23 protein-coding genes are annotated in these 26,209 nt (G+C 56.1%); 8 read left to right on the plus strand and 15 right to left on the minus strand.

All coding sequences use genetic code 11. The features are described from left to right. Positions 1–11 precede the first annotated feature (11 nt). From PMI25_RS24005 to PMI25_RS24025, 5 genes are read right to left on the minus strand one after another with little or no spacing between them, the layout of a single operon-like run. Positions 12–1,037, minus strand: coding sequence for a polysaccharide biosynthesis/export family protein (locus PMI25_RS24005; RefSeq protein WP_007961333.1), 1,026 nt, complete (start codon positions 1,035–1,037; stop codon positions 12–14). A gap of 21 nt (positions 1,038–1,058) precedes the next feature. Further along, complete coding sequence (locus PMI25_RS24010; RefSeq protein ID WP_007961335.1) at positions 1,059–1,706, minus strand: CpsD/CapB family tyrosine-protein kinase; 648 nt, start codon at positions 1,704–1,706, stop codon at positions 1,059–1,061. Further along, positions 1,706–2,452, minus strand: coding sequence for a sugar transferase (locus PMI25_RS24015; protein WP_007961338.1), 747 nt, complete (start codon positions 2,450–2,452; stop codon positions 1,706–1,708). The genes PMI25_RS24010 and PMI25_RS24015 overlap by 1 nt, the downstream gene beginning before the upstream one ends. Before the next feature lie 18 nt (positions 2,453–2,470). Further along, entirely contained in the window at positions 2,471–3,508 is a 1,038-nt protein-coding gene (locus tag PMI25_RS24020; RefSeq protein ID WP_007961340.1) for an NAD-dependent epimerase, read from the minus strand. Beyond that, the gene (locus tag PMI25_RS24025) at positions 3,505–4,857 is read right to left on the minus strand and encodes a UDP-glucose dehydrogenase family protein (RefSeq protein WP_007961342.1); all 1,353 of its coding nucleotides are present in this window, start codon (positions 4,855–4,857) and stop codon (positions 3,505–3,507) included. Before PMI25_RS24025 ends, PMI25_RS24020 begins: the two co-directional genes overlap by 4 nt. Before the next feature lie 389 nt (positions 4,858–5,246). Between PMI25_RS24025 and PMI25_RS24030 the strand changes: the two genes are divergently transcribed. From PMI25_RS24030 to PMI25_RS24060, 7 genes are all read left to right on the plus strand, one after another. Next, positions 5,247–6,944, plus strand: a complete 1,698-nt coding sequence (locus PMI25_RS24030; RefSeq protein WP_007961344.1) for a sulfatase-like hydrolase/transferase — start codon at positions 5,247–5,249, stop codon at positions 6,942–6,944. Between the two features lie 195 nt (positions 6,945–7,139). Then, positions 7,140–7,793: an ABC transporter ATP-binding protein gene (locus PMI25_RS24035; RefSeq protein WP_007961352.1), complete on the plus strand. Its 654-nt coding sequence runs from the start codon at positions 7,140–7,142 to the stop codon at positions 7,791–7,793. Then, positions 7,790–10,261: an ABC transporter permease gene (locus PMI25_RS24040; protein WP_007961354.1), complete on the plus strand. Its 2,472-nt coding sequence runs from the start codon at positions 7,790–7,792 to the stop codon at positions 10,259–10,261. Before PMI25_RS24035 ends, PMI25_RS24040 begins: the two co-directional genes overlap by 4 nt. Continuing rightward, positions 10,251–11,321: a lipocalin-like domain-containing protein gene (locus PMI25_RS24045; protein ID WP_007961356.1), complete on the plus strand. Its 1,071-nt coding sequence runs from the start codon at positions 10,251–10,253 to the stop codon at positions 11,319–11,321. The genes PMI25_RS24040 and PMI25_RS24045 overlap by 11 nt, the downstream gene beginning before the upstream one ends. Positions 11,322–11,488: 167 nt before the next feature. Beyond that, positions 11,489–11,731, plus strand: a complete 243-nt coding sequence (locus tag PMI25_RS24050) for a hypothetical protein (RefSeq protein WP_007961359.1) — start codon at positions 11,489–11,491, stop codon at positions 11,729–11,731. 11 nt (positions 11,732–11,742) lie between these two features. Then, positions 11,743–11,925 (plus strand): hypothetical protein, encoded by a 183-nt coding sequence (locus tag PMI25_RS24055; RefSeq protein ID WP_007961361.1) that lies wholly within the window; start codon positions 11,743–11,745, stop codon positions 11,923–11,925. Between the two features lie 85 nt (positions 11,926–12,010). Then, positions 12,011–12,595: a hypothetical protein gene (locus tag PMI25_RS24060; RefSeq protein WP_007961363.1), complete on the plus strand. Its 585-nt coding sequence runs from the start codon at positions 12,011–12,013 to the stop codon at positions 12,593–12,595. Positions 12,596–12,924: 329 nt separating this feature from the next. Here PMI25_RS24060 and PMI25_RS24065 read toward each other — a convergent pair whose 3' ends face one another. Then, positions 12,925–13,731 (minus strand): glycosyltransferase family 2 protein, encoded by an 807-nt coding sequence (locus PMI25_RS24065; protein ID WP_007961365.1) that lies wholly within the window; start codon positions 13,729–13,731, stop codon positions 12,925–12,927. Between the two features lie 215 nt (positions 13,732–13,946). Between PMI25_RS24065 and PMI25_RS24070 the strand changes: the two genes are divergently transcribed. After that, complete coding sequence (locus PMI25_RS24070; RefSeq protein WP_007961367.1) at positions 13,947–14,759, plus strand: VanW family protein; 813 nt, start codon at positions 13,947–13,949, stop codon at positions 14,757–14,759. A gap of 38 nt (positions 14,760–14,797) precedes the next feature. Here the strand turns inward: PMI25_RS24070 and PMI25_RS24075 are convergent, their stop codons facing one another. From PMI25_RS24075 to PMI25_RS24110, 9 genes are all read right to left on the minus strand, one after another. Continuing rightward, on the minus strand, positions 14,798–15,295 hold the full coding sequence (locus PMI25_RS24075) for a hypothetical protein (protein WP_007961369.1): 498 nt from the start codon (positions 15,293–15,295) through the stop codon (positions 14,798–14,800). Between the two features lie 203 nt (positions 15,296–15,498). Then, complete coding sequence (locus tag PMI25_RS30025) at positions 15,499–15,885, minus strand: Imm50 family immunity protein (protein WP_081755233.1); 387 nt, start codon at positions 15,883–15,885, stop codon at positions 15,499–15,501. A 265-nt stretch (positions 15,886–16,150) separates the two neighbouring features. Continuing rightward, the gene (locus PMI25_RS24085; protein ID WP_045122180.1) at positions 16,151–16,621 is read right to left on the minus strand and encodes a hypothetical protein; all 471 of its coding nucleotides are present in this window, start codon (positions 16,619–16,621) and stop codon (positions 16,151–16,153) included. 305 nt (positions 16,622–16,926) lie between these two features. Further along, complete coding sequence (locus tag PMI25_RS29260) at positions 16,927–17,283, minus strand: hypothetical protein (RefSeq protein ID WP_150113670.1); 357 nt, start codon at positions 17,281–17,283, stop codon at positions 16,927–16,929. Between the two features lie 462 nt (positions 17,284–17,745). Then, complete coding sequence (locus tag PMI25_RS24090) at positions 17,746–18,054, minus strand: hypothetical protein (protein WP_007961371.1); 309 nt, start codon at positions 18,052–18,054, stop codon at positions 17,746–17,748. A gap of 3 nt (positions 18,055–18,057) precedes the next feature. Continuing rightward, entirely contained in the window at positions 18,058–22,710 is a 4,653-nt protein-coding gene (locus tag PMI25_RS24095) for an RHS repeat-associated core domain-containing protein (protein WP_007961372.1), read from the minus strand. Then, positions 22,710–23,447, minus strand: a complete 738-nt coding sequence (locus tag PMI25_RS24100) for a DUF4123 domain-containing protein (protein WP_007961373.1) — start codon at positions 23,445–23,447, stop codon at positions 22,710–22,712. The genes PMI25_RS24095 and PMI25_RS24100 overlap by 1 nt, the downstream gene beginning before the upstream one ends. Further along, positions 23,437–25,479 (minus strand): type VI secretion system Vgr family protein, encoded by a 2,043-nt coding sequence (tssI, locus tag PMI25_RS24105; protein WP_024164493.1) that lies wholly within the window; start codon positions 25,477–25,479, stop codon positions 23,437–23,439. The genes PMI25_RS24100 and tssI overlap by 11 nt, the downstream gene beginning before the upstream one ends. A gap of 135 nt (positions 25,480–25,614) precedes the next feature. Next, positions 25,615–26,130 carry an Hcp family type VI secretion system effector gene (locus PMI25_RS24110; protein ID WP_003226246.1) on the minus strand — a complete coding sequence of 172 codons (516 nt, stop codon included), beginning with the start codon at positions 26,128–26,130 and terminating at the stop codon, positions 25,615–25,617. Positions 26,131–26,209: the final 79 nt, after the last annotated feature.

Raw genomic sequence — 26,209 nt, forward strand, 5'->3', positions numbered from 1 at the left:
TCACCTGAGAGTCAGTTGTTGTTACTGTCTTTGTTGTCGACGCGGTAGCCGAAGCTGAAGCCCACGCCCTGGAACAGCACCACGTCGGCCAGTTGCCTGGCGAGTTCACCGGCGCTGGCCAGTTTGGTTTTCGGCACGAACAGCATGTCGTCCGGTTGCAGGTAGGCGATCTGCGACGCATCGCCCGACAGGGCTTTTTCCACGTCGTAGTGCACGGCCTGCACCTGGTTGCCGTTGCGCCGCATGATCACCACCGAGTCCAGCCGCGCCTTGACGTTGGTGCCGCGCGCCAGGGTCAGCGCTTCAAGCACCGACACCGGACGGCGGATCGGGTAGGAACCCGGTTGGCCGACTTCGCCGAGCACGTAGATCTCGTTGCCGGCGGTGGACTTGAGCATCACATCGACGCTCATCCGCCCCGGCAATTGCGCATATTTCTGGTTAAGGAAGGTTTCCAGTTGATTGATGGTCATGCCTTGCAGCGGCACGGCGCCGATTTCCGGAAAACTCGCATAACCGTCATTGCCCACGGTGATCTCGCGGCTCATGCCGGTGGCCGGGTGATTCAAGGCGCTTTTCAGGTTCTGCTCATTGGTCAGCGGGCTGATGACTTGCACCGTCAGCTGATTACGGTTGGGCTGGAACAGTTGTTTGCGCTGGTAGGCACGCTGGATTTCATCGCGCGCCTCATCGGCGGTCAGGCCGGCGATTTTCACCGAGGTGTTGGCGCCCGGCAGGTTGATCGTGCCGTCAGGCAGCACCAACTGGTTGCCGTTGAGCTGGCTGGCGGCGGTGAAGTTCAGGCCGATCTGGTCACCCGACTGCACGCGGTAGGCGTCCGAACCGCTGGTGCTGATGTGGAAGATCACATCCAGCACGTCTTGCGGGCGCAGGGTCTGTTCGACCTTCGGCATGTCGGTGGCCTGGGCGTTGGCCGGGGTGGCGGTGAGAATGTTCACCGGCATGTTCTGGGTTTCGGAGTTGCTGGAGCAGCCTGCAAGCGGCAGCATCAGCAGAACAAGTATCTTGGCGTTCATGGCGTCATCCTTCGCGTTTGCTTACAGGTTTTTGTAGAGCCACTTGGGCATGTAGTACTTGCGCCGGTTGAACACGCTACCGACCACTTTTGCCCCGGCCTGGGTCAGGCGTTGCACGGCGGCCTGGGCGACTTCCCAGCGGGTGTCCTCGGCGCGCACCACGAACACCACGCCGTCGACCTGAGTGGCGAGCACCAGCGTGTCGGCGGCGGAATACACCGCGTCGCCGTCGATCACCACGAAGCGATACTGGGTGCCAAGTCGGTCGAGCAGCGGGCTCAGGCGCTCGGCGGTCAGGTGTTCCAGGGTGCGGATCGGCCGGCCATTGGGCAGCACATGAAAAGGCAGGCTCGAGACCTGCACCACGCAGTCCTGCAACAGCGGCGGGTTGTCCGGGTTGAACAGCAGGTCGCGCAGGCCGCGCTCCTTGCCCAGGTTCAATTGCTGCGTGAGGTTGCCTGCCGACTGGCTGGCATCGACCAGCAGCACCTGGCCGCTGCTCATCTGCGCCAGTTGGCTGGCCAGCGCCAGCGCGCTGGTGGTGGTGCCCGCGCCGGGGTTGGCGGCGGTCAGGAACAGGATCCGCAGATCCAGATCCAGCACGGTCGAAATCAGGTTCGATTCGCTGGGGTTGGCAATGCTCAGGCTTTTGTTGGTTGAACCGTCCATTAGCTTGCTCCGTGGCCGCTGAATACTTTGAAGGGGGTTTTCAACAAGATCTTCAGATCAAGCAAAAGGCTTTGCTCGGCGATATAGCTGAGGTCCAACTCAACGCGCTGGTCGAAGTCGATGTTGCTGCGCCCGGAGATCTGCCACAGGCCGGTCATGCCGGGGTAGATGCTCAGGCGCGCGAGGTGACTGTCCTTGTAGCGGTAGGCGTTGAACGAGGTCGGCCGCGGGCCGACCAGGCGCATGTCACCGCTCACCACGTTGAACAGGTTGGGCAGTTCGTCGAGGCTGGTGCGCCGCAGGAAACCGCCGATGCCGGTGATGCGTGGATCCTTGTCGATCTTGAAATCGATGGCGTCAACCCCGTGCTTGTTGAGGTGGCGCAGCGATTCCTTCAATTCTTCGGCGTTGCAGACCATGGTGCGGAACTTGTACATGCCGAAGGCGCGACCGCGATAACCGGTGCGTTTCTGCACGAACATCACCGGCCCCGGGCTGGTGAATTTGATCGCCAGTGCCAGGCCCAGCAGCAGCGGCGAGAACACCACCAGCAGCACCAGCGCGCCGAAGCAGGCCAGCACCCGGTTGGTGCGCGACAGGGTCCATGGCCGGCCACCGTCACGGCCGGTCAGCCAGCCACGGCCCTGCCGGTGGATGGCGCTATCGAGGCGCATTCGGTGCTCGGGATCCATGCGCTTGTCGCGGCGCATCTGATTGATCGGTACACCTTGTTCATGTCCAGTCATGGGGTCCTCCGCTGATGTTCAGCCGCGAGCGGCGCGTGGGCGACAGGCAGTGGGGTAGTAGTCGCGAAACCAGGCGATGAACCGCCCCAGTCCTTCATCCAGCTCGATCCGGGGCTGGAACCCGGTGGCCTGGGCCAGATCATCGGTCTCGGCACAGGTGTTGAGCACATCGCCCGGTTGCAGGGGCAAGAGCTCGACAATGGCTTTCTGGCCGAGGTGTTTTTCCATCAGCGCCAGATAGGTTTTCAGCTCCACCGGGTGGTGGCCGCCGATGTTGAACAGGCACCACGGCGCCATGCTGCTGCCCGCGTCGGGATGTTCACGATCCCACTCCGGGTGGCTGTGCGGCGGATGATCGGTGAGCCGGGCGATGCTTTCGACGATGTCGTCGATGTAAGTGAAGTCGCGCTGGTGCTCGCCGTAGTTGAACAGCTTCAGCGGCGTGCCTTCGGTGATCGCGCGGGCGAACTGGATCGGCGACATGTCTGGCCGGCCCCATGGCCCGTAAACGGTGAAAAAGCGCAAGCCGGTGCTGGGAATGCCGAACAGGTGGCTATAACTGTGGGCCATCAGCTCGTTGGCTTTTTTGGTCGCGGCGTACAGCGACAGCGGGTGATTCACCCCGTCATGCACCGAATACGGCGTGTGCTGGTTGGCGCCATACACCGAGCTCGACGAGGCGTAAATCAGGTGCTCCACCGGATGGTGGCGGCAGCCTTCGAGAATGTTCAGGAAACCGCAGAGGTTACTGTCGAGGTAGGCCTTCGGATTTTCCAGCGAGTAACGCACCCCGGCCTGCGCCGCGAGGTGGATCACCACTTGCGGTTGCTCGCGGACAAACAGCGCTTCAATGGCGGCGGCATCGGCCAGATCAATCCGCGCCAGCGGGAAATGCCCGACCTGATCACGTACCCATTGCACCCGATCGTGTTTGAGCTGCGGGTCGTAGTAGCCGTTGAAGTTATCCAGGCCGACCACCGCATGCCCGTCGCGCATCAGCCGCAACACACAATGGGCGCCAATGAAGCCGGCTGCGCCGGTGACCAGGATTTTCATGGGCGCAATCCTTCCGGAGCGATGTGGCGCAGGCCGATGCCGCTGTAATGCAGGCCGGCGGCGGCCACGTGTTCCGGGTTGTAGAGGTTGCGACCGTCGACAATCACCTTCGAGCGCAGCTTGCTCGCCAGCAGTTCGAAATCCACCACGCGAAAATTCTTCCACTCGGTGCAGATCACCAGCGCATCGGCATCTTCCAGGGTGTCGTCGCGGGTGGCGCACAGGTGCAGGTCGTTGCGATAGCCGTACAGGCGCCGGCATTCGGACATGGCTTCCGGATCGTAGGCCTGCACGCTGGCGCCTTCGGCCCACAGCGCGTCCATCAGATAGCGGCTGGGGGCTTCGCGCATGTCATCGGTATTGGGTTTGAACGCCAGCCCCCAAATCGCGATCGACTTGCCGGCCAGACCTTGCGGAAATTGCGCCTTGAGTTTGCCGAAGAGGATGTGCCGCTGGCTGTCGTTGACGTCGGTGACGCTGCGCAGCAGTTTCAGCGGCATGCCGTTGTGTTCGGCGGTGTGCAGCAGGGCACGCAGATCCTTGGGGAAGCACGAGCCGCCAAAACCGCAACCGGGATAGATGAAGTGATAGCCGATGCGCGGATCGGAGCCGATGCCTTTGCGTACCGCTTCAATGTCGGCGCCGAGCAGTTCGGTGAGGTTGGCCAGTTCATTCATGAAGCTGATGCGCGTGGCGAGCATTGCGTTGGCCGCATACTTGGTCAGTTCGGCGCTGCGGTTGTCCATGAACATCAGTTTTTCGCGGTTGCGGCAGAACGGCGCGTACAACTCGCTCATCTGCTCACGGGCGGCTTCATCGCGGGTGCCGACGATGATCCGGTCCGGGCGCATGCAATCGGCGAGGGCGCTGCCTTCCTTGAGGAATTCGGGGTTGGACACCACGCGGACCTTGAGGCTGCTGCGGCCACGGCGCTGCAACTCTTCAGTGGCCTTGGCGGCGACCTGATCCGCCGTACCGACCGGCACCGTGGACTTGATGATCAGGGTGCGATCAGCCTCCATGTGCGAAGCGATCTCACGGGCGACGTTGAGCACGTGGGTCAGGTCGGCGGAGCCGTCTTCATCGGCCGGCGTGCCCACGGCGATGAAAATCAGCTCGGCATGCTCCACCGCGTCGCTGGCCTGGGTGCTAAAGAGCAAGCGGCCGGCCTTGATGTTTTCTTCAAGGGTGCTGGAAAGACCTGGCTCACTTATAGGTGGCACAGCTTGTTGCAGTTGCTTGATCTTGTTGGGGTCAATATCGACACATAAAACCCGATGCCCTACATCTGCAAGTGCGGCGGCTTGAATTAATCCGACATAGCCGGTGCCAAATACGCTCACGTCCATCTGCGCACCCTCGATAGAGCAAAAAGAAGAAGTTCGGAAGAAGACTGTAAAAGGGGTATAGCGCAGCGTTTGGAAAGCGTGTCAGCAAAATGACATGTTGCACCTGTATAACACTTGAGCGTTTTTTGGCGATTGGCCATCAAGTCATTGCTGCGATTGGATTTGTTGTTTTTCTGCAGATTTGTTCAGATTTAAAATAAGCGATAAACGGTTGTAAGCCGCTAATTTAAGGGCTTGCAGCGTTCGGTGTGTGTCAGATTTGAGTCACCGGTTTTTTGACGCTTTCTGAAGAAAACAGTCAATTCTTGCGCTTTGATGGCTGGGTGCTAGTGTCAGGTTCTGACCGACAAACCTTTGACTCCCTGCCGTTTTGCACGAGCGGTATCGCCATGTTCAGATATGCCAAAGAAGTACTTTTAATTGTTTATTTGCTGCTTTATTCCGAATATTACATTGACCGGTTAAATGCTATCGGCGTCGGTTTTGCTGTACTTCTTTTTGGCGCGATGTTTTTGGCGCTTACTTTAGCGTTATATCTAACGGCTTATATTCGTCAGGCTCTCATTCGCCACTTGTTCGCAATAACACTGTTTGTCTCGGCGGTGTTTTTCGATGTGTATACCCGGGTCACCGCGGATTACCTGAGCTACAGCAGTTTTGTCTCGCTGGTGTACTCCGGCGGCTTCATCCAGGAAGCCGCCTACCAGTATCGCGACGCGATCATTCATGGCGCGCTCAGTGGGCTTTTATTGCTGTTCGGGGTCGGGCTCAAGCCGCGCCATGCGCTGGCGGTGCCCAATGCAGTGCGGGTGGCGGCGCCAGTGTGTGGCGTGTTGCTGTTGAGCGCGGTGCTGTTCCTGCGGGCGGGCGAGGGCGCGCGTGGTTTGCCGATCATGTACACGCCGCTGGCCTATCTGAACCTGTTCGCCTATGAAGCACTGCACAACACGGTCGGCCCGCGCGAGCCGGTGACGCTGGCGCGCAATGCAGTGGCGGTCAATCACGACATCGTGCTGATCATCGATGAAAGCATTTCCGGCAATTACCTGGACATCAACGCGCCGTTCGGAGTGCACAGCAACCTTAATCAGGCGCATCCGGGCGTCGACATCTTCAATTACGGCTACGCCGCGTCGATTGCCAATTGCAGCGCCGACACCAACGTCACCCTGCGCTACGGCGGCACCCGTGCCGATTACATGCGGATCAACAGCACGCTGCCGTCGATCTGGCAGTACGCGAAAAAGGCCGGGTTGCGCACGGTGTACATCGACGCTCAGCGCACTGCCGGCAATCTGCAGAACCTGATGACCGACACCGAGAAAAAGGACATCGACGAGTTCGTCCAGTTTGACCAGACCAGCGTGCGTGATCGCGACATGGCCGCCGCCGCCAAGCTGATCGAACTGCTCAACGACGATCAGCCGGAGCTGGTGGTGATCAACAAGGTCGGCGCGCATTTCCCGGTGCACGACAAATACCCGGACGCGTTCATGGCCTATCGGCCGACGCTGCCGCGCGGGCAGTTCACCGAAGTGGCGGATACCGGCAAACGCGATGGTTTCAACGGCCAGCCGGATGACTGGGTGCTGTACCGCAACGCTTACAAGAACACGGTGTTATGGAACGTCGGCGAGTTCTTCGCCCGGGTGTTTGCCCAGGCCAATTTGCACAATGCACTGCTGATCTACACCTCCGATCACGGCCAGGACCTGCATGAACGCGGTAACCCCGGGCTCAATACCCACTGCGGCGGCGATCCGGTGGAGGAAGAAGGACTGGTGCCGCTGGTGGTGATTCAGGGCGATCAACTGCACGGCCCGGACTGGGCGCAAGCGCTGCCGACGAACAAGGACCGCTCCAGCCACTACAACATTTTTCCGACGCTGCTGCAGTTGATGGGTTATGACCTGGCGGGAGTCGAGGCGCTGTACGGCAAACCGTTGACGCTGCCGACGGCGGACGACTTCACCTTCAACTACCGCTTCAATGCACGGCTGGGCGCCAAGCCTGAGTGGAAGCACATTGATCTGAAAACCATTGTGACGCCGGGGGAGGCTGCGACCAGTGTGGCGACCGGGGATTGAGATTTGTGTTGGATTCACTGCCCTCATCGCTGGCAAGCCAGCTCCCACAGTGTTTGATGGTGAAGCTGATATTTGTGGACAACCTCAATCCCTGTGGGAGCTGGCTTGTCAGCGATGGGGCCAGTGCAAACAGCACTGATCTGCTCAGGCCGCAATCCGCTATCCTTGCCCCACATTGACCCAACGGATGGCGGCATGCTTCAGGTTCAAGGCGTGTTCAAAAGTTACCTCACTCCCCAAGGCTCGCTTGCGGTGCTGCAAGGCGTCGACCTGACGCTCGAACCCGGCAGCAGTCTGGCGCTGATGGGCGAATCGGGCAGTGGCAAAAGCACCTTGCTGCATCTGATCGCCGGCCTGGACAAGCCTGATCGCGGCAGCATCCACAGCGGCGAGCATCGGCTGGAGCAGATGAACGAGGCGCAACTGGCCAATTGGCGCCGCACGGAAATCGGTCTGGTGTTCCAGCAGTTCAACCTGATCGGCAGCCTGCGGGTCGAGGATAATCTGGCGTTTCAGGCACGTCTGGCCGGGCGCCATGAACCGCGCTGGCAGGCGCATCTGGTGCAGCGTCTGGGCTTGGGCGATTTGCTCAAGCGTTATCCCGAACAGTTGTCGGGTGGCCAGCAGCAGCGGGTCGCGCTGGGTCGGGCCTTGGCATCACGGCCGAAATTGCTGCTGGCCGACGAACCCACCGGCAGCCTCGACGAAGCCACCAGTGATGAAGTGCTGCGCCTATTGCTCGAGTTGCTCGACGATACGCCGACCACGCTGCTGATGGTCACGCACAGCCCGCGCGTGGCGGCGCGACTGGCGCAGCGGGTGGTGTTGTCCAATGGCCGCCTGACGTGAACGTGTTCTGGCAAACCCTGCGTGCGCTGCTCAGCCACTGGCGGCGGCATCCGGTGCAGTTTTTCAGTGTGCTGACCGGGTTGTGGCTGGCCACCAGTCTGCTGACCGGGGTCGAGGCACTGAACAGTCAGGCCCGCGACAGTTACGCCCGGGCGAGCCAGATGATTGGCGGCGAACCACAGGCCAGCCTCGGCACGCCCAATGGCGCGACGTTTCCCCAACAATGGTTCGTTGATCTGCGCCGTGCAGGCTGGCCGGTTTCCCCGCTGCTTCAGGGCCGGCTCGTACTCAAGGATCACCCGGATCAGCGCCTGCAACTGATGGGCATCGAGCCGGTGTCACTGCCGGCGGATGCCGCGGTGGCCGGGCAAGCGATGCCGATCGAACGCATCGGCGCGTTCTTCTCGCCGCCGGGCAGCACCTGGATTTCACCGGAAACCCTGCACGCCTTGGGCCTGAGCGAAGGCGCCACGCCGCAGACCGCCAGCGGCCAGGCGCTGCCGCCGCTGCACGCGCAAAAGGACATGGCACCGGGCGTGTTGCTGGTCGACATCGGTGTCGCGCAAACCGTGCTCGAACAGCCCGGGCAACTGTCACGTTTGCTACTGGCGAAGGATTTTCATGCCGAGCTGCCGGCCGCATTCAATGGCCGGCTGCAGCTCAAAAGCAGCGCCGAGGAAAACAATCTGGCGCGCCTGACCGAGAGCTTTCACCTCAATCTCGATGCCTTGGGATTTCTGTCGTTCGTGGTCGGGCTGTTCATCGTGCACGCGGCCATCGGCCTGGCGCTGGAGCAGCGTCGTGGCCTGCTGCGCACGTTGCGCGCCTGCGGGGTCAGTGCGCGGATGCTGATCGGCAGCCTGATCGTCGAGTTGGGCGTGCTGGCTCTGGTTGGCGGGGTGTTCGGGGTCATCAGCGGTTACTGGCTGGCGAGCGTGTTGCTGCCGGATGTCGCCGCCAGCCTGCGCGGTCTGTACGGCGCGGAAGTGGCGGGGCAGTTGCGCCTGAGTCCATGGTGGTGGTTCAGCGGTATTGGCTTGAGCCTGTTCGGTGCGTTGCTGGCCGGTGCCAACAGTCTGCTGCGTGCGGCTCGTTTGCCGCTGTTGGCGGTGGCAGATCCGCAGGCCTGGCATCAGCAACATGCGCGCTGGTTGCGCCGTCAGGGTTGGCTGGCGGCGCTACTGGGCTTGATTGCGCTGCTGGCGTTGCTGTTCGGCGACAGCCTGAGCAGTGGTTTTGTGTTGATGGCCGGGTTGCTGCTCGGTGCCGCGCTGGCGTTGCCGGTGGTGCTCAGCGCAGTGCTTACTCCTTTGCTCGGGCGCAGCCGTTCGGTACTCGGGCAGTGGTTTCTCGCCGATTGCCGCCAGCAACTGCCAGCGCTGAGTCTGGCATTGATGGCGTTGTTGCTCGCACTGGCGGCCAACATCGGCGCTGGCAGCATGACCGCCGGTTTTCGCCAGACCTTCGACGACTGGCTCGAACAACGCCTCAGTGCCGAGCTGTACCTCAACCCGGTGAATCCGGCGCAGTCGCGCGAAATGTACGCCTGGTTGAAACAACAGCCGACTATCAGCGCGGTGCTGCCCAACTGGCAGGTAACGGTGACCCTGCAGGGCTGGCCGGCGGATGTGTTCGGGGTGATCGATCATCCGCACTATCGCCAGCACTGGCCGTTGCTCGAGGCGATTGCCGGTGATCCGTGGGCGCATCTGGCAACGGACGACGCGGTGATGCTCAGCGAACAACTGGCACGGCGCCTGAAGGTACGTGCAGGGGATCACCTGACCCTGCCGACACCCGCAGGGACATGGTCGCCGCGCATCGTCGGAATCTACGCCGACTACGGCAATCCCAAGGGACACGTGCTGGTCAACAGCAATCATCTGCTGCGGCTATGGCCGTCGCTGACACCGAACCGTTTCAACCTGCGCATCGCGCCGCCCGATATCCCGCCGTTTTTGTCTGCGCTGCAGACGCGCTTTCAGCTCGATGACAGTCGCATCGTCGATCAGGCGCGGCTCAAGGGTTGGTCGGTGCAGGTTTTCGAACGCACTTTCGCCGCCACCGCCGCGTTGAACAGTCTGACCCTGGCGGTGGCCGGTGTGGCGCTGTTCATCAGCCTGCTGACCCAGAGCCAGAGCCGCCTCGGACAACTGGCGCCGCTGTGGGCCTTGGGCGTGACGCGCCGCCAGTTGATGCTGCTCAACCTCGGTCAGACCTGGCTGCTGGCGGTGTTGACGCTGGTGCTGGCGTTGCCGTTGGGGATCGCGTTGGCCTGGTGTCTGGACGCGGTGATCAATGTGCAGGCATTCGGCTGGCGTTTGCCGTTGCGGGTTTTCCCGCTGCAATTGCTGCAGTTGCTCGGGCTGGCGCTGCTGGCGACGCTGTTGGCCTCGGCGTGGCCGCTGTATTCGTTGTACCGCACGCGACCGGCGGATCTGCTGAGGACGTTTGCTCATGAGGATTAACCGGGTTGGGCTTCTGTTCGCGCTGCTGCTGTTGGCCGGTTGCGATCAGCCTGTGCCTGAGCAGAAGGGCTTCGCCGGGCTCGGCGATCAGGCCGCGCAGTTCACACCGGTGGTGCCGGGGCGGGTGTTCAGCTTCCCGGCAGATCACGGCGCACATGATGGTTTTCGTATCGAGTGGTGGTATGTCACCGCCAATCTCAAGGATCAGCAGGGCCACGACTTCGGTGTGCAATGGACGCTGTTTCGCAGTGCGTTAAAGCCTGCGGCAGAGCAGCCGGGCTGGGGCAATCAGACGATCTGGCTCGGGCATGCCGCGGTGACGTCGGCCACCGCGCACCATGCCGCCGAGCGCTATGCCCGGGGCGGAGTGGGGCAGGCCGGGGTGAACGTGGCGCCGTTCGAGGCGTGGATCGATGATTGGCGCTTCGCCAGCCAGGCGCAGGATCCGCTGACCGATCTGCAACTCAGCGCCCGCGACAAAGCCTTCAGCTATCAACTGCACCTCACCTCCAGTCGGCCGCTGGTTTTGCAGGGTGACAACGGTTTCAGCCGCAAATCCGAACAGGGCCAGGCCTCGTATTACTACAGTCAGCCGTTTTTTCGGGCCAGCGGCACCCTGCAAATCGACGGCCAGACCTACACCGTCAGCGGCCCGGCGTGGCTGGATCGTGAATGGAGCAGCCAGCCGTTGGCGGCCAATCAGACCGGGTGGGACTGGTTTTCCCTGCACCTGGACAACGGCGAATCGCTGATGCTGTTTCGCACCCGCCAGACCGATGGTGCGCCGTTTCTGACCGGCACCTGGATCAACGCCAACGGCCAGACCGAAACCTTGAAGGGCGAGCAGATCAAACTCACCCCCCAGGACACCGCCAAAGTCGCCGGACGCCAGATGCCGGTGCGCTGGTCGATCAGCATTCCCGACAAACACCTCGACATCAGCCTCGACGCGCTCAATCCCGACGCCTGGATGAACCTGCGCATCCCGTACTGGGAAGGGCCGGTGCGAATCAGCGGCAGCCTCGGCGGGCGCGGCTATCTGGAAATGACCGGGTACTGACTGCTGACTGCCATTCATGTAGGAGCTGCCGCAGGCTGCGATCTTTTGCTCCTGTTTGTAAAAATCAAAGTCAAAAGATCGCAGCCTTCGGCAGTTCCTACAGGGATTGGGTTGAACTCCGTTTCGTCGCGCAGCCTCTACAACGTAATACCTGCGGAGGATTGACCATGAGCGACGACCTGCAACCCCCAGACCTCACCACCTGGCAGCGCCTGTTCGACGATCAGACCTACTGGCAGCAATCCCCCGATGCTCACTATTTCGACCTGCAACGCATCGCCGACGACCTGCTCGGCCAGGGCGCGATCGATCTGGAGCAGTGGCAGATCCTGCGTGCCAAGGCTGATGACTTGCACAAGGATTCACCCGCCGTGAACGTCGCCAATGAACTGGATGACCCTGAAGCCTGAGGAGCCCCGCCATGAAACCCGTATCCCCCAGCGAACACCCCGACGAACCTCGGCCACCGGGAGAAACCGAGCGCGACAACGACGCCCTGCGCCCGACTGACCCCAAACAGCGCAAGGACAGCGGCAAGGGCACCGCCAGTGGCGAATCCACCGCGCAGGAGACCGCCGCGGCAGAAACGAAAGCCAAGCCCTGAACAGCGTCTATGCTCAGTGGCACATTCGGCGCCAAACACACGTTGGCGCCGGTTGCTGCCATTCATTACAGGGAAAGTACCGCTTATGAAGCTCCACGCTCTGGCCAAGGCCATCACCCTCGCAACCGTTCTGTCCGCCACCAGCTTCGGCGTAATGGCGGCCGATATACCGCTGTCTGCCACCGTCGAGGCCGATCAGGTCACCACCAAAGTGCTGGCCGTCGATGCGGCCAACCATCAGGTCGTGCTGGAAGGCGCCGAAGGTCGTCAGGTTCACGTTCAGCTCAGCGACAAGGCGAAAAACCTCGCCAACCTCCAGGTCGGCGATCTGGTAAAAGTCGAAGTGCAGCGCTCGGTGGCGGCTTACCTCGATACCGATGTGGATAAAGGTCTGCCTGGTACCGTCGAGCGTAGCGGCGAACTGCGCAAGGCGCCGGGCAGCGAAAACCCGGGCGGGGAGGCTTACCGGCAGATTCAGGTGCAACTGAAAATCACCAAAATTGATTTGAAGAATAATCAGGTGACCCTGGAAAACCCTCAAGGTAAGTCGAAAATCCTCGATGTCAAAAAGCCTGAAATTCAGGCCAAGCTGAAAGATCTGAAAGTCGGGCAGAGCGTAGTTGTCACTTATACCGATGTATTAAAAGTGACCAGTCAGCATGAAAGCTGAGTATTAACTCTACAAGATGATTGTTCCTGTACAGATTATTGTATGAGAACAATCATCTGAAATGAGCTGAGCCGTGCTTTGAAAGTTTCAAGAAAGGATTTCGTCGATAAATATCTATTAACTTCTTCGTACATAAAATTTACCTTTGTGTATGACGACATATCCGCCAACTTCTATTAAAATCCTTCCCGTTCGCCCAGTGTCAGGGCTCTTTACCGGTGCATGGATTGCCAGGCCATTACACTGGGCGAACACCTCTTCGGAGCGAATGTATACAATTTCAGATAAAAAAAGGGCGACTTTGCAGTCGCCCTTTTTTGTGTTCGCGATTATACCGACGCCTGACCCGCAAAGCGTTTGAGAGTGGCTTCATACATCTTGGTGCGGCGGTGGTTTTTGCCGTACGTGCCGGCAGCGGCGACGGTTCCTGCCTGGATGTGATCCAGATAGCGGAAAATCTTGCGCGGTGACAGCAGCTTGATGACGTAGCCCAGAGCGACCATTCGATCCTGCAGGGTATAACCGGGAACTCGGTCATCCATGCAAAAGTGCAGTCCATGGGATTTCATCAACTTGGCGTTCCACAAGGTGCAAAAACTTTTGAGATGAGTTTCCCGATAAGGTTTCGGCTCTTTACTGCGCAAACCCAACGCAGTTTTCACCCGGCGAATATAGTGTTTGCAAAACCGCGAAGTAAGTCGCCAGGTATCTCTGACAATCCCTCGGTTTATTTGCTCGACACACCCGACTGCGGCGATTTCCGCAGACTTTGTACACTCACGCAGCATCATCGCGAAGACTTCCTTGTCGTAGACAAAGGTGTCGGTGTGCAGCAGAAACAGATAGTCGGTTTCAACTTTCCCCAGCGCCAGATCCAGCGCCTTGCCATGGGCAATATGTCCCGCTTCTTTACCGAGGGAGGGGCGCTCGATCAGATTGATCCAGTCCAGCGAGCGCAAGTAATCCAGGCTGGCATCCGCCGAATCATTGTCCACCACCCAAACCGGAATGCGCTGTTCCTGGACATGCTGGCGCAACAACTCCAGGCACATCCGGGTGATGTCCGGGGTTTTGTAATTTACCAATACAAGACTGAAATTCGACTGCGTAACGGCTGGTAAATCAAACTGGCTCATTCGGGAAGCTCATCCGCGGTTGATCGGCGACAGGTGTCTCTCGGGCCGGGATGCTAGCGACGCAAGCTTAGTTGAAGCTTAATTTGCCGTTCAGGAAGTGAGGCGAGGTGTGTCGAGTCAAGACATCTCGCGCACGACGCAAGCCGGCCCACAGGCTAAACTGCGCGCCCCTCAGATGCTTCAAGGAAGAAACGGCACCTGCCGTCGCCCCACGGATGAAACCTCTTTCCCTCTACCACCCGGCCCTGTACTGGCTGCGCGTGTGGCAAAAAAGACTGTTCCGCCAGATCGCCTGGCGCTGCTCCAGCAAACGCTACGCAACCCTTGTTGCCGGCGCTGATCGCCTGCCATTCCGCTACCTCAAACACACCTCGAAACTCATCCGCAAACTCGGTGACTCCGACCTCGCCCTGCAACACAACAAAGTCATCAACCTCAAACTCGCCGTCGCCGCCATCGACGGCCTCATCATCGCCCCCGGCGAACACTTCTCCTTCTGCCGCCTCGTCGGCCGCCCAACCCGCAAACGCGGCTACGTCGAAGGCATGGAACTGTCCTTCGGCGAAGCACGACGTGGTATCGGCGGCGGAATCTGCCAACTGAGCAACCTGATCCACTGGATGGCGATTCACTCACCGCTGGTCGTGGTCGAGCGCTCCAACCACAGCTTCGATCCATTCCCGGATGAGGGGCGGGTGCTGCCATTCGGCTCTGGCGCGGCGATTTTCTACAACTACGTTGATCTGGTACTGCACAACCCGACGGATCGGAGTTTTCAGTTGAAGTTGAATGTGGGGGAGACGCAGTTGGAGGGGGAATTGTTGTGCGATCGGGTGCGGGAGTATCGGTATCACGTGTTTCAGGAAGGGCACCGGTTTGTGCGCGAGGGCGAGCGGGTGTATCGGGAGAATGAAATCTGGCGGGAAGTGCGGGAGAAGGGGCAGGTGGGGGAGTTGGTGGAGAGGGGGAGATTGTATCGGAATCGGGTGGTGGTTAAGTATGAGGTGATGGACGAGTTGATCGGGTAGGGCGCACAAATAGCTACGATGATATTGGCGCCCACTGATCAGTTTCTGAAATAGAGCTCATCCAGTTGGCGTTTGCGTATGGATAGATACTCTTCCCATACTGTGGGGAAGTCTTCATCTTTGGTCAGCGGGAAGGTCAGATAGATGTACCTTCCAACCACACTGATGTATTGCCTCACACGCTTGAAGGCGGGCTGTTCGTAAGCTGCCACGCTTTCGTCATAGGCGTCATGGTAGTGATGGATGCTCACTCGGTGCGGGGCGATCATGCACCGCGAGAAATCGACCACCCAGCAGCTGTCAACTGCTGTGCTCAAATAACCGTAGACACCGTCGCTGGATAGACGAATGCACGAATTAGCCTGGGTGCCGTCGTCATCGTTGACCAAAATGATCTTGTCCGCGAAGTAATTGATATTTCTGCCGTCAGGTCCTTGCAGGAGCAAGCTCCAGCCTTCGGCTCCCATGCGGAACTCACCGTTGTTTTCGAAGGTGGCGGTCCAGTTATTGGTGAGTGTGATTTGATGTTTATTCATGGGTGCTCATGTAAACCGAAGGGCCGCAAAGTAATGGGTATAGTTTCTGCCTAAAACCAAGGAGCTCACGAGACAGATTTATGAAAGCGTTTAGGTTGTAAGATAATCACATCTATGTAATAAGAAACTGTGATCTGTTCCCGACATCGTCGGTAGTGTCTGAATGCACTACTGTCTATAAAAGTGTCAGTGAGCGCATTGCGCTACACTGCGCCGTCATTATTGTATGCCGTAATATTGGCTATGCTAATATTTTTTGCTTGGCATGTGGCTATACAGTTATTTTCAAATTCAATTGTGACTTTGTAGTCTGAGGATTTTCCCTCGATTGTTAAGGTGGTGGTGCCGCTGAAGTTGAAATTCTCTACATTAAAATTTTCTATGTCTACTATGTAGAGCTGAAACGCATACTCGTTGTAATTCTTTGCCAGCCACTTTTTAGGGGCTGCTTGCTCTATTTTGCTGGATAATTTTATGCATATAGAGTTTCCGTCCAGCATTACGTATGACGTACGCATGCTTGAGGGGGAATATGTTTCTCCGAAAATAGACGTCCACTGCTTTTTGTTCGATACTGATGATATCCACATTCTAAATTGCTCGAAATATGTAGTGGGCTTTACCAGGTGCTTTGCCTGTTCTAGAGTTTTTAATTGGTCGTTGATTGAAGTGGTAAGAGGGCGACCGATCGATTTTTAATCCCTTTTAAATCGAGAGGAAAGCGAACCGCTAAATAAATCTGTCCCCTTAACCCACTAATTTAATGCGGTATTTATGGGAATAGAAGAATTTTAGATTTTGAATTGTTTTAAATATCTATCCTCAGCTATGCCGAAGTCGTGATCTGCAGGTTTCTCAAAGCTGTTCAAGACTAAGAGTGCATCCCTTGAGTCTTAATCGTTTAATTTCCTCATCAAATGTGTACTTTGGCAGATCCTTGTTTTTTAAATCATATTGCTGCCTAAGCAGACGAAATGGTTTTCCTATATTTTTCTTGCTTCTCTCGTCAAGACTTTCGATTAGGTCGTAACTATTGCTCGATAAAAAGGCTATTTTGTTTTTGAGTGTGTAGTAGGCGCTTATATTGGAGAATAATCCTTCGGCATCTGAATAATCTTCCTTTAAATATTTTGCATAATCTTCAAATATCGATGTAAGTAAGTTTTGTGCGGCTTTCTGGTTCTTTAAAACGCTGCACATTTCCTGCCAGTTGCTAATAAAAAGATGGTCTCTCCAGTCTGAGCCTCGAGCAAAATATTGTCCATTTCCTTTAAAGAAATCAGATATTTCGTGAAGGTCTAAAGCAGTTTCAAAAGTGGTCTTCATTGAAGCTTTTCCCAGTCATCGAAATTTTGCAATGAAAAAGGGGCCGGATTTATTTTCTGAAAAGAAGGCCAAAGGGAGGGCGTTCAATCCCTTTTGATCAAAAAGTGGCAAGCTGAAGCAGTATAGGTATGCTCAGTTTTTTGGTGAGTGATTTCACCAGAAATAGAAATCCATTATTTTTTATAAATTGAAAGCGTTTATGTGTTTATGTCATTCAGTTATGTTGAGTTGCTATTTTTATCGAATAAAGAGTGGTTTTTTCGATTTCTTTGAGTTGAGTATTAAATATGGATTTGTAGTTTTTATCAATTTATATATTTCTGGAAAAATTCAGAAGTAAAAAACAATCCGGTATCATGTTTTATTGCTGATTGATTAAGCTTTAAGATTTTGTTTATTATTTCAGTGTTGGTGGTTTTTAATGCTTCTTGGAATATGTTGAGGGATGTTTGTAATTCTGAGATTCCTTGTATTTTTTCGTCTTCGTACTCGTCTATAAGTATTCCTAGTGTTGAGTTAATTTTTTCAATTGCTCCGGTCTTTACAAGGGTTGAGAATTCATCTTCGGAAAGAAAAATTTCTTCCAGATCTCCCGGTAAACATGCATCAAAGTCTAATCGATTCATTGCTTCCACGGTTACTGGCACTGAAATTGTTTTCACTTCTATGGTTCCTTGTTAAAGTGCGTAACTTCGTTGTATTCGCTTTGCGATCTGCCTGCTTGCTTTCCGTTCGGAAGCGTTTTGTTGCTAGGTACAATTAAGTCAAGGTTCAGATATTTACGTTTTCCGGGAAGTGAGGGGTCGTAAACTCTAAAATAGTTTCCATTCATGTCTTCTACTACTTCTACTCCGTCTTGAGGGTTTTTGTATATTTTCTTACTCTAAACAGTTTGCTAATTATAAGGTTGTTGCCGGCGAATTTTTCAGCAGCATTATTTAAATTTGCTTTAGAAAAAGGAAGCGGATTTATTTTCTGAAAAGGGGCCAAAGGAGAGCTTCAGTCTCTTTTGATCAAAAAGTGGCAAGCTCGAAATAAATCCGCCACCATTTTCGTTGTCCCATTTTCGTTTTTGTGATTTTTCTAAGGGATTTTTAAGTTTTTGAATAGTTAATTTCTATTCGTTATTCTGTTTGTACTTTTTTCAAAGTATTTTTGATTGCATTTTTCAGCTCGGTCCAGTCTTTTGCTTTTTCGCTATGGATGGGCTCTTCCCAGTTGTAATTTGAGATTAATGATACTTTGAATGCGCCGTGTTCACTAAACTCCGGATACCAACCAATATCAATTATTTGCTGGAAAGGAAGAGTGGCTTGAAATAGATCTTCTTTGAGTTCATCCAATATGATGGATATATCAGCGGACTGATCCAGCTGAGAAATATCATCGAATGTTACAGTTCCACCTAGTTTTTCTATTTCTGTAATAAGCATGTTTTATTTCTTCTTTTTCGTGAGTTTTTTAAATGCATCTTCGGAAATTGGATGTCCATGAATTGTATTTGCACTGAGCTCAACCCTCATGAATCGAGTTTCTTTTCCATCGTTTGCGCCGATTGTTCGTCCCATGTCGATCACTTTCCAAGGTTTCCCGTTGTTAACCTCTTGGCCATGCTCAAAAGCATGTCGTTCTAAAGCTTCAATGTCTGTGCCTGGTGCATACTTGGCTGCTCCGCCATTTGCTGTTGACTTTACAACCGATGGCCAAGGAGCCTTGGGAGCTACGTGTTTATTTCCGTGGTTGGTCCATTGAACATCTGGAGATTTTGGTGCTCCGTCATCCACGTTTGCTTTACGTGAGGGATCTTCTATTTTTCCGGGCTTGCAGTTTGGTCCTCCGGGGCAATCGGAACTCAATCCCAGTGGGTCGATCCATCCAGTAGGGTTAGGCACGTACTGATAGTTGTTCAACCCACCCGCGAGCTTGATCGGATCCGGCGTCAAAAACCGCCCAGTGCCCGGATTGTAGTAGCGGTGCCGGTTGTAATGTAACCCCGTCTCGGCATCGAAGTACTGACCTTGGAAGCGCAGCGGATTATCAATCTCGCTGACGTCCAGCGCGGCGAGGTTACCGTAGGCGCGGTACTTCGCCGACCACATGATCTCGCCGCTGTAATCTGTGAGTTCTTGCGGCGTGCCGAGGTGATCAAGCTGATAGTAGAACGGCGTAGCTTTGCGTGGACCTTCGCCGTCGAGCATTGCCAGAGGGCGGAAGCTGCCAGGTTCGTAAATGTAGCTGCGGTAGCGGTTTTCCGCGCTTTCAGCGATCAATCGTTCGCCTTGCCACAGAAACTCGGTAGTGTGGCCGTCGACGGTTTTTTCGATACGGCGACCAAAGGCGTCGTATTTGTAGGATGCGGTACTGCCGCCCGGCAGGCTGACGCCGATGAGGCGGTGCTGGCAGTCGTAGCGGTATTCGGTGACGAGTTTCTGGCCGGCACCACGGCGTTCGCGGATCAGGTTGCCGTAGGCATCGTAGTCGTAATGGCGGTCGCCCTGCATCAGCAGGCGGTTGCCTTTGACGTTGGCCAGGTTCGCTGTGCCTTCGTTGTTTTGACCCAGCAGGTTACCGGCCGGATCATGGGCGAAGCTTTCCGGTGTGGCGCCGCGCACGCTGATGAGTCGGTCGAGCGGGTCGTAGTGGTAGCTGCGCTTGCCTTTGCGGCTGTCATCGATACCGGCGAGATTGCCGTTGGCGTCGTAGTTGTATCGACGCTGAAACAGGTTCTTGTCTCGCTGGCCGACTGTGTGGGCTTGCAAGCGACCCTGCTCATCGTACTGGTATTGGCTGAGCAGCAGACCTTGTTGGCGTTGCTGTTCGCGTCCGGCGCTGAACTGGTGAGCGGTCAGGCGAGAGCCATTGAGGTCGATGCTGCTCAGACGTCCGCCGGGCAGGTGACGGTAGTCAAGTTTGCTGCCATCGGGCAGGCGGCAGTGGTTCAGTTGGCCGACGCTGTCATATTCGTAACGTGTGGTGCCCCAGCCTTGGTGTTCAGTGATCAGGCGATCTTGCACATCGTATTCGTAGGCGAGTGGCCAATTGCCGTCGTCGACATTTACCAGACGACCCAGTCCGTCGTAGCTGTAGTGAATCTCTTCGCCATCGGCGAGGATTTTTACCAACAGGCGGCCAGAAGCATCGCGCTGGTATTCGGTAACGAGTTCGCTGCCGTCATCGCCGAATTCGGTTTTCTTGACCAACTGGCTGTTGAGGTCGTACTCGTAGGCAGTGCGACGACCGTCGAAGCCGGTTTCCTGTTGGATCAGGCCGTTGGCGTAGTAGTCGAGGTGATATTGCTCGCCGCGCTCGTTCTCTATTTCGGTAAGCAGCAGTCCCGCATTGTCGTAGCGGTAGCGCAGTTGGCTGCCGTCCGGATTGATGCGACGACTGACAAGATGCAGGTTGTCAGCATATTCGTACTGGGTAATGCGCCCAAGTTCGTCTCGCTCGGCGGTGACGCGACCATACGGGTTATAGGTGAAGGCACGGCTGGCGCCACCGGGTAGGATCACCTGAATCAGACGGTCAACGGCATCCCATTGGTATTGAGTAATGGCGCCCGTTTCATCTTGGCGAGTGATTTGCCGCCCAAGTGCATCGTAACGGTATTTACGTTTCCCACCATCCGGTAACTGCTCTTCAAGCAATTCGCCGAGGTTGTTCCAACCTAACCTATGGCGGCTGCCATCCTGGTTTAGAATCTCTAAAAGACGACCTTGATCATCGTAAGAGTAATACGTTGAATTACCGTCGGGATCAATTTGTTGAGTGATATCACCTTGTTTGTTTCGTATATATTTCCAGATTGCATCGCCACGACGAACTTCGGACACAAAGCCGAATTTGTAGTCGTAAAGTGTAGGTGTATCCTCTGGCGGAATTACTGCTTCCAATCGACCCGCGTCGTTGTACTGGTATTCCGTGATTGCGCCTAATGGATTCTTTTCGGCAACAAGACGGCCCTTTTCGTCGTAGATGTTGCTGTGTTCCGCTCCACCCGGTTCGACTTTGCTGATGAGTCTGGCGTGATCGTCATGAGTGTAGATTTCCTCACTGCCATCAGCGTTAGTAACAGTGACGCTTCCATTATCGTCCCAAGTATAGCGGGCATCCATCTGTGTAAAGTTTGCCCAATGATGGATGCATCGAGAGGATTTTCCTTCGTTTTCCCATTCCCAGAAGAAGCTCGCACCACCAGCTAGTTGCCTTTCGAGAATTACGTTTTGGTGGTTATAGGAATAAAGCTCACTTTCACCCGCGGCGTTTTTCGCTTCTACGAGGCGACTGTGCTCGTCGTATCGATAAGTGACAAGTGTTTGAATGGTGGCCCAAGCATCTTCCAGGTTGTCTGCAGGGATGAACTGCTGATAATCGACAGATACAATATGCTTGCGATCATAGCGAATTAATAATGCTCGTCCCGCACCGTTATCTACACGTTTGATTCGTCCATGAATATCGCGAGTAATATGAAGCCGATTACGATACCGGTCAGTAATTGCAATAAGTGTTGCGCCTTCGCTGTTGTACCTGAAGTGATAGAACAGCGGGCGCTCGCCTGCCTGGGTCAGAATGAGTTCAGATGGATCATCACCAATAAAGATAGCCGCTTTTGCTAGGCTATTGGTTATTGCTGACCGTTGTTCGCTAGGAAGCGGAAGGTTGGTGATGCGATTTTCATGATCTGTCCAGACAATCCCGTCGTCATTCACTTGGACTCGCTGCGCAAGAGCGTGACTCCACCCGTAGCCTAGTCCACAGTCTACTTCTGCTGCGCTAGTACGATATAGGCGGGTCCACTCGAATGGAAACAGTCCATTTAACTGGCCGTCAGTAAGCGTTAGCAGTTCCTCCCCTGTAACCATCGATACTGGGCAGCCGTTAACACAAGTTTCCCTGGTGCAGGCGACGTTTTTATCGTCGTGGTTGGTTGACTGTTTTGATTTGTCATCAACATGCTCTGAACTGCCAACTTTTGCATGGTCTTGTCGGTCCCAGCCAAGTTTGACCTTGCCCTTTTCAAAAGTCCCAGCGATCGCCCTTGTAGCGAGTTTTTTGTAGTGCTCGATCGCTTCCATGAACTTTTTAACAATACTGAATATGGATTTTACAAACCCAGAGACAGCTTCGATAACTCTTGCACCGTAGTTAACCAAGCGCACGCCGAGATAGGCAATACCTGAGCCCTCTGCAGCGAACGTGAGAACGATCGCCAGAAGAATATCTATTAAAATAGTTACGATGGCGCTGGATATTTGTTCTGCGGTTTTTCCGGATGTTACGCTGGGAGGGAGTTGTAGTAGCCAGATTCCTGACGCCTTCAGAATAAGAAAAAGTGCCGCTTGGTCGCTGGCTAGCAACATCAGCTTTTCCATCATCGCTGGTGTTTCTTTCGCTAGTCTCAACAAATCGCTCGCGCTTTCTCCCAATTCCTTTGCGAATTGTTTCGGATCCTTCAGGATCTCAAAGATTCGCTTAATGCCGTCAAATGCTGCCTTGATCGCCTCCCAACTTCCAATGAGCGTTCCCTTCATCTGGGCGAGGTAGGGGGAGGCAAGTGTTTCCTTCGGCCAAAGTGGTCTGTATTTTCTCCATTCTAAGTCGAGCCAGTCTTTTAACTGTGCGGTGAACCCGTCGTAGGAGCTAAATAGCTGATTTAGCTGATTTTTTGTTACTGAGCTTTGTACCCGAACGAAGTATTTTTTTCCTGGTACGCCCTTGTAAACACCTTTTCCATCAGCATCGAGAGTGATAGAAGTTGCTGTGCCGCCTTCTTTGGGAGTGACCTCGACCGTTATATTGCCAACGGGAATGTCGTTGACGGAGACAAACTTACTTTCGATCAGCAGTCTGCCATCCTTGGGGCACTGTGCAACCGTGGATTCGAACTCATCGTCTTTCACACTGACAGTAGCGTTCGCGCTCCCGAGCTTGATGGATCTGCTCAACCCAAAAAATGCTGGTCTATCGAGAAATTGAGGCCCCTTGTCCAGCCATTCCGCATATTTGCTTTCAGTCAGTTCTCGGTAGTCCTTCAAACTGTCCGGGAAGGTAGAGAGTTGTTTATCAACAAAGGCAACGCGATCCATCAGCCTTGCTCCAGAATCAGGTGGTTTAACAGTGCTTCTTTAAGGTTTTTCGGCGCATCCGGGCGGCGCACGAAACGGCTGACTTTCAGCTTCAGGTTGTTCTCAGGCCAAGCGTTGTAAATATCCGGGCGGTCTTCTTCCAGCCACTGCATCAGGTTGCTGATCAGTGTCGTCGGGTTGTCCTTGGCTAAGCCATCCAGCAAATCCTTCGGCACCTCCCACCACGGCCAATCCTTCACCTTCGGCAACACCCGTGTCCCAACCTCCAGCGTCTGACCATTAATCAGATACCGCTCAAACATCGGCATTACTTCCCCAGCCTTCTCCCCAAGCCCCTTCAGAATCGGGTAAATATGCCGCCCATCCCAGAAGCGGAAAAACACCTCAGTCCCGTCCGGCATCTTCACCTGCGTCAGGCTGCGTAGATGCTCGAACACGTCGTTCGGTTCGGCGCGTGAGACCGCCAGCCAGCCCCAGTCGAGGGCGTCGGTTTCGGCGATCCACGGCAGGAATGCCGAGTTGGGTTTGAGTTCGGTGACGTAGGGCATCACCGGTTGCCAGGTGGAGTAGGGCGTGCCGCCCCAGATTGGCAGGAGTTGGGCGGTGGGTTCGGTCAGGTACAGGGTTTTCAGCGCGTCGGCATCGCTCGCTGCGCTGACGATCAGGTACAGGCGCTCGCCACTCTGCAGCGGCTGTTGTGCCAGCCAGTCCTTGGGTGTCAGTCGATCAGATGGCACAGGCACCTGCCTTGCATTTTTCGCATTCTTCACAGAACGGCGCGTTACGTTTGAGGGTGTTGATCTGGGCCGGGGTCAGGACCTGGCCGGCCTTGTCGGCGTCGGCCTGTTTCAGCACGCCGGGCATCAGCGGGGCGGCGGGAGTGCCGCTGCCGGGGCTGCCGCCGGAGTTGATGTTGATCGTCGGGCCGCTCATGGTCACGCCGCCGGCGTCGATCTTGATGAAGCTGCCGCCGCCGACCAGCGTCAGCTCGGCGCCGGCTTCGAGCACGACTTTCATGCCGCTGCTGAGGTGGATTTCCTGGCCGGCATCAATGAATTGGCCGGTGCCGATCTTGATGTGCTGGTTCACGCCCACGGTCAGGTGGTCGTTGGCGCGGGCTTCGACTTTGCGGTCGGCGTAGACGGTGTGGTGTTCCTCGGCTTTGAATTCCGTGTAGCTGTTCTGCTCGACGGTGTCGTGGCGTTCGTTGCCGACGCGGATCTTCTGGTCGTGCTCGATGTTCTCGTCCCAGTCACGCTGGGCGTGGAGGAAGATCTGCTCCTGACCTTTCTTGTCTTCGATGCGCAGTTCGTTGTAACCGCTGCCGCCCATGGAACTCAGGGTCTTGAAGGTGCTGCGGGTCTTGTTTGCCGGCAGATCGTACGGGACGGTGTTTTCCTTGTGGTACAGGCAGCCGCTGATCAGTGGTTGATCGGGGTCGCCTTCAAGGAAGGTGACCAGCACTTCCATGCCGATGCGCGGGATGGCGATGCCGCCGTATTGGGCGCCGGCCCAGGCGCTGGAGACGCGCAGCCAGCAACTGGTTTTGTCGTCGGCCTGGCCTTCGCGATCCCAATGGAACTGGACTTTGACGCGGCCGTACTGGTCGCAGTGGATCTCTTCACCTTTGGGGCCGGTGACCACGGCGCTCTGGCTGCCGAGGATGCGCGGTTTCGGGTGGCGCAGCGGTGGACGGTTGGGCACGTCCCATGGCGTGGCCTGAAAGCGGTTGCGGTAGCCTTGATGGAAATCGTCTTTGAGGGCGGTGCTGTCGCTGGTCACCGATTCTTCCAGCACTTGCGGCTGCTTGCCTTCGTGCAGCACTTCGGTCAGCAGCCACAGGTCGTTCCACTTGGCCTTCGAGTGTTCGGTCAGGGCGAGGAAATGGCCGCTGACCAGCAGCGGCTGATCGCTCTTGCCTTCGGCGAGCTGGAAGTCGCTGCGGTGGCGTTCGAGGGCACGTTTGGCCAGGTGTTTGCCGCGCTCACGGTCGATGAAACGGCCCGGGTAGTCGTAGTCTTCGAGGTCGGGCAGGGCGTCGCCACGGTTTTCGCTTTCCAGGGTCAGGCGTGGTTTTTCAAAGTCGTAATCGCGGCGCGTGGTACGGCTAGTGCGGGTTTCCAGACGCAGGTCGAAACGCTTGATCACCGGGTTGCTGGCGACCATGCCGGAGTCTTGCTGGTAGGCCACAGGCTGGAGTTTCGGGAACACTGTCTGGTCATCGCCGAAGACCAGCTTGTGCGCCGTGGCGCTGTGCTGGAAGTGATAGTGAATACCTTCTTCCTCGCACAGGCGCTGGATGAAATGCAGGTCCGATTCATCGTATTGCACGCAGTAGATGCGCTCGGGATAGATCGAACCGGTCTTGAATTCGTAGGCGTTGCTTTGAATGCCGTGCTCTTCGAGAACCATGCCGATGATTTTCGGCACCGTGAGGTTCTGGAAGATGCGTTGGTTGACGCGGTGCGCCAGGTACGACAGTTGCGGGCGCAGGGTCACCGAATAACGCGTCAGGCGCTTGCCGGAATCGCCTTGCGCGGCGCGGTAGATCTGGCCGTGGATGCCGCTGCCATCGGGCGACAGCTGCAGGAAGGCCGGTTTGTGCAGCAGGGTTTCGAGGTCCAGCGACGGCTGCTCACTGACCAGCTCCACCTCAAAGACAAAAGGCTGGCTGATGGCTTCCCGGCCGGTCAGGGTGAATACCTGAAAATCGGCGGAGAGCCCTTCGATGGTCAGGGCAAAGTGGGTTTCATTGGCCGGCGCGAACATCCCTTGTTCCTCGTGCTGTACAGCGGCGCTCGTCGACGGCCGCAAAAAAAGCGGCTCAACGTACGCGAAATTCTGGAGGGGCGTAAACAACATCGACCAGCAGGGCTGGTCGATGCTTGTAACGATCAGCCGTAATTAAACGACTGGAGCACGCCAGTCATCGGAACCCGAAGTACCGGATACTTCGTGGGTCCAGGTGATTTTGCGGTAGGTGAACTGCACTTCTTCCAGGTGGGTGAAGTGCGAGTTGCCTGGATCCTGGCAGTTGTGCATTTTATTGTTGATGGCGACGATGATCGCGTCTTCCAGTTTGGTGGTGTAGTAGTGCTCTTGAGTACCTTGAGCAGAAGTACGGTACCACTGGATTACGATTTCGCTCATACGCTCGCCGGAGGTCAGAGCAGCTTGCAGCAGAGGCGAAGCCTTGTCGTAGACCTTGGTGATGATCACTGGCTTGTGCACGCGCTGACCGGTTGGCTGACCGGATTGTGGGTCACGCGGGATGATTACGTCGTGGCTGAAAGCCTGAACCATGACCTGGTCTTCGTGGCCTTCCTGGTAAGTGTTGCCAACGGAGTCGGCGGTGAAGGCGCCGGCAGTGATCAGGCCTTGTTTTTCGCCGGTAACCGACATGTACGCTGGTGTTGCCATGGGGTGCTCTCCTTGCGGATAAATTTAGGGTGCCCGGGAGGCGAAATCGCCCGGTGGGTGCCTGACTGTTATCAAGGAG

This window comes from Pseudomonas sp. GM30 (assembly GCF_000282275.2).
Lineage (GTDB): Bacteria > Pseudomonadota > Gammaproteobacteria > Pseudomonadales > Pseudomonadaceae > Aquipseudomonas.

Bases quoted from the DNA above. Each gene is read 5' to 3' on its own strand.
- PMI25_RS24005 (WP_007961333.1), bottom strand. From the start codon at position 1,037: ATGAACGCCAAGATACTTGTTCTGCTGATGCTGCCGCTTGCAGGCTGC.
- PMI25_RS24010 (WP_007961335.1), bottom strand. From the start codon at position 1,706: ATGGACGGTTCAACCAACAAAAGCCTGAGCATTGCCAACCCCAGCGAA.
- PMI25_RS24015 (WP_007961338.1), bottom strand. From the start codon at position 2,452: ATGACTGGACATGAACAAGGTGTACCGATCAATCAGATGCGCCGCGAC.
- PMI25_RS24020 (WP_007961340.1), bottom strand. From the start codon at position 3,508: ATGAAAATCCTGGTCACCGGCGCAGCCGGCTTCATTGGCGCCCATTGT.
- PMI25_RS24025 (WP_007961342.1), bottom strand. From the start codon at position 4,857: ATGGACGTGAGCGTATTTGGCACCGGCTATGTCGGATTAATTCAAGCC.
- PMI25_RS24030 (WP_007961344.1), top strand. From the start codon at position 5,247: ATGTTCAGATATGCCAAAGAAGTACTTTTAATTGTTTATTTGCTGCTT.
- PMI25_RS24035 (WP_007961352.1), top strand. From the start codon at position 7,140: ATGCTTCAGGTTCAAGGCGTGTTCAAAAGTTACCTCACTCCCCAAGGC.
- PMI25_RS24045 (WP_007961356.1), top strand. From the start codon at position 10,251: ATGAGGATTAACCGGGTTGGGCTTCTGTTCGCGCTGCTGCTGTTGGCC.
- PMI25_RS24050 (WP_007961359.1), top strand. From the start codon at position 11,489: ATGAGCGACGACCTGCAACCCCCAGACCTCACCACCTGGCAGCGCCTG.
- PMI25_RS24055 (WP_007961361.1), top strand. From the start codon at position 11,743: ATGAAACCCGTATCCCCCAGCGAACACCCCGACGAACCTCGGCCACCG.
- PMI25_RS24060 (WP_007961363.1), top strand. From the start codon at position 12,011: ATGAAGCTCCACGCTCTGGCCAAGGCCATCACCCTCGCAACCGTTCTG.
- PMI25_RS24065 (WP_007961365.1), bottom strand. From the start codon at position 13,731: ATGAGCCAGTTTGATTTACCAGCCGTTACGCAGTCGAATTTCAGTCTT.
- PMI25_RS24070 (WP_007961367.1), top strand. From the start codon at position 13,947: ATGAAACCTCTTTCCCTCTACCACCCGGCCCTGTACTGGCTGCGCGTG.
- PMI25_RS24075 (WP_007961369.1), bottom strand. From the start codon at position 15,295: ATGAATAAACATCAAATCACACTCACCAATAACTGGACCGCCACCTTC.
- PMI25_RS30025 (WP_081755233.1), bottom strand. From the start codon at position 15,885: ATGTGGATATCATCAGTATCGAACAAAAAGCAGTGGACGTCTATTTTC.
- PMI25_RS24085 (WP_045122180.1), bottom strand. From the start codon at position 16,621: ATGAAGACCACTTTTGAAACTGCTTTAGACCTTCACGAAATATCTGAT.
- PMI25_RS24090 (WP_007961371.1), bottom strand. From the start codon at position 18,054: ATGCTTATTACAGAAATAGAAAAACTAGGTGGAACTGTAACATTCGAT.
- PMI25_RS24095 (WP_007961372.1), bottom strand. From the start codon at position 22,710: ATGGATCGCGTTGCCTTTGTTGATAAACAACTCTCTACCTTCCCGGAC.
- tssI (WP_024164493.1), bottom strand. From the start codon at position 25,479: ATGTTCGCGCCGGCCAATGAAACCCACTTTGCCCTGACCATCGAAGGG.
- PMI25_RS24110 (WP_003226246.1), bottom strand. From the start codon at position 26,130: ATGGCAACACCAGCGTACATGTCGGTTACCGGCGAAAAACAAGGCCTG.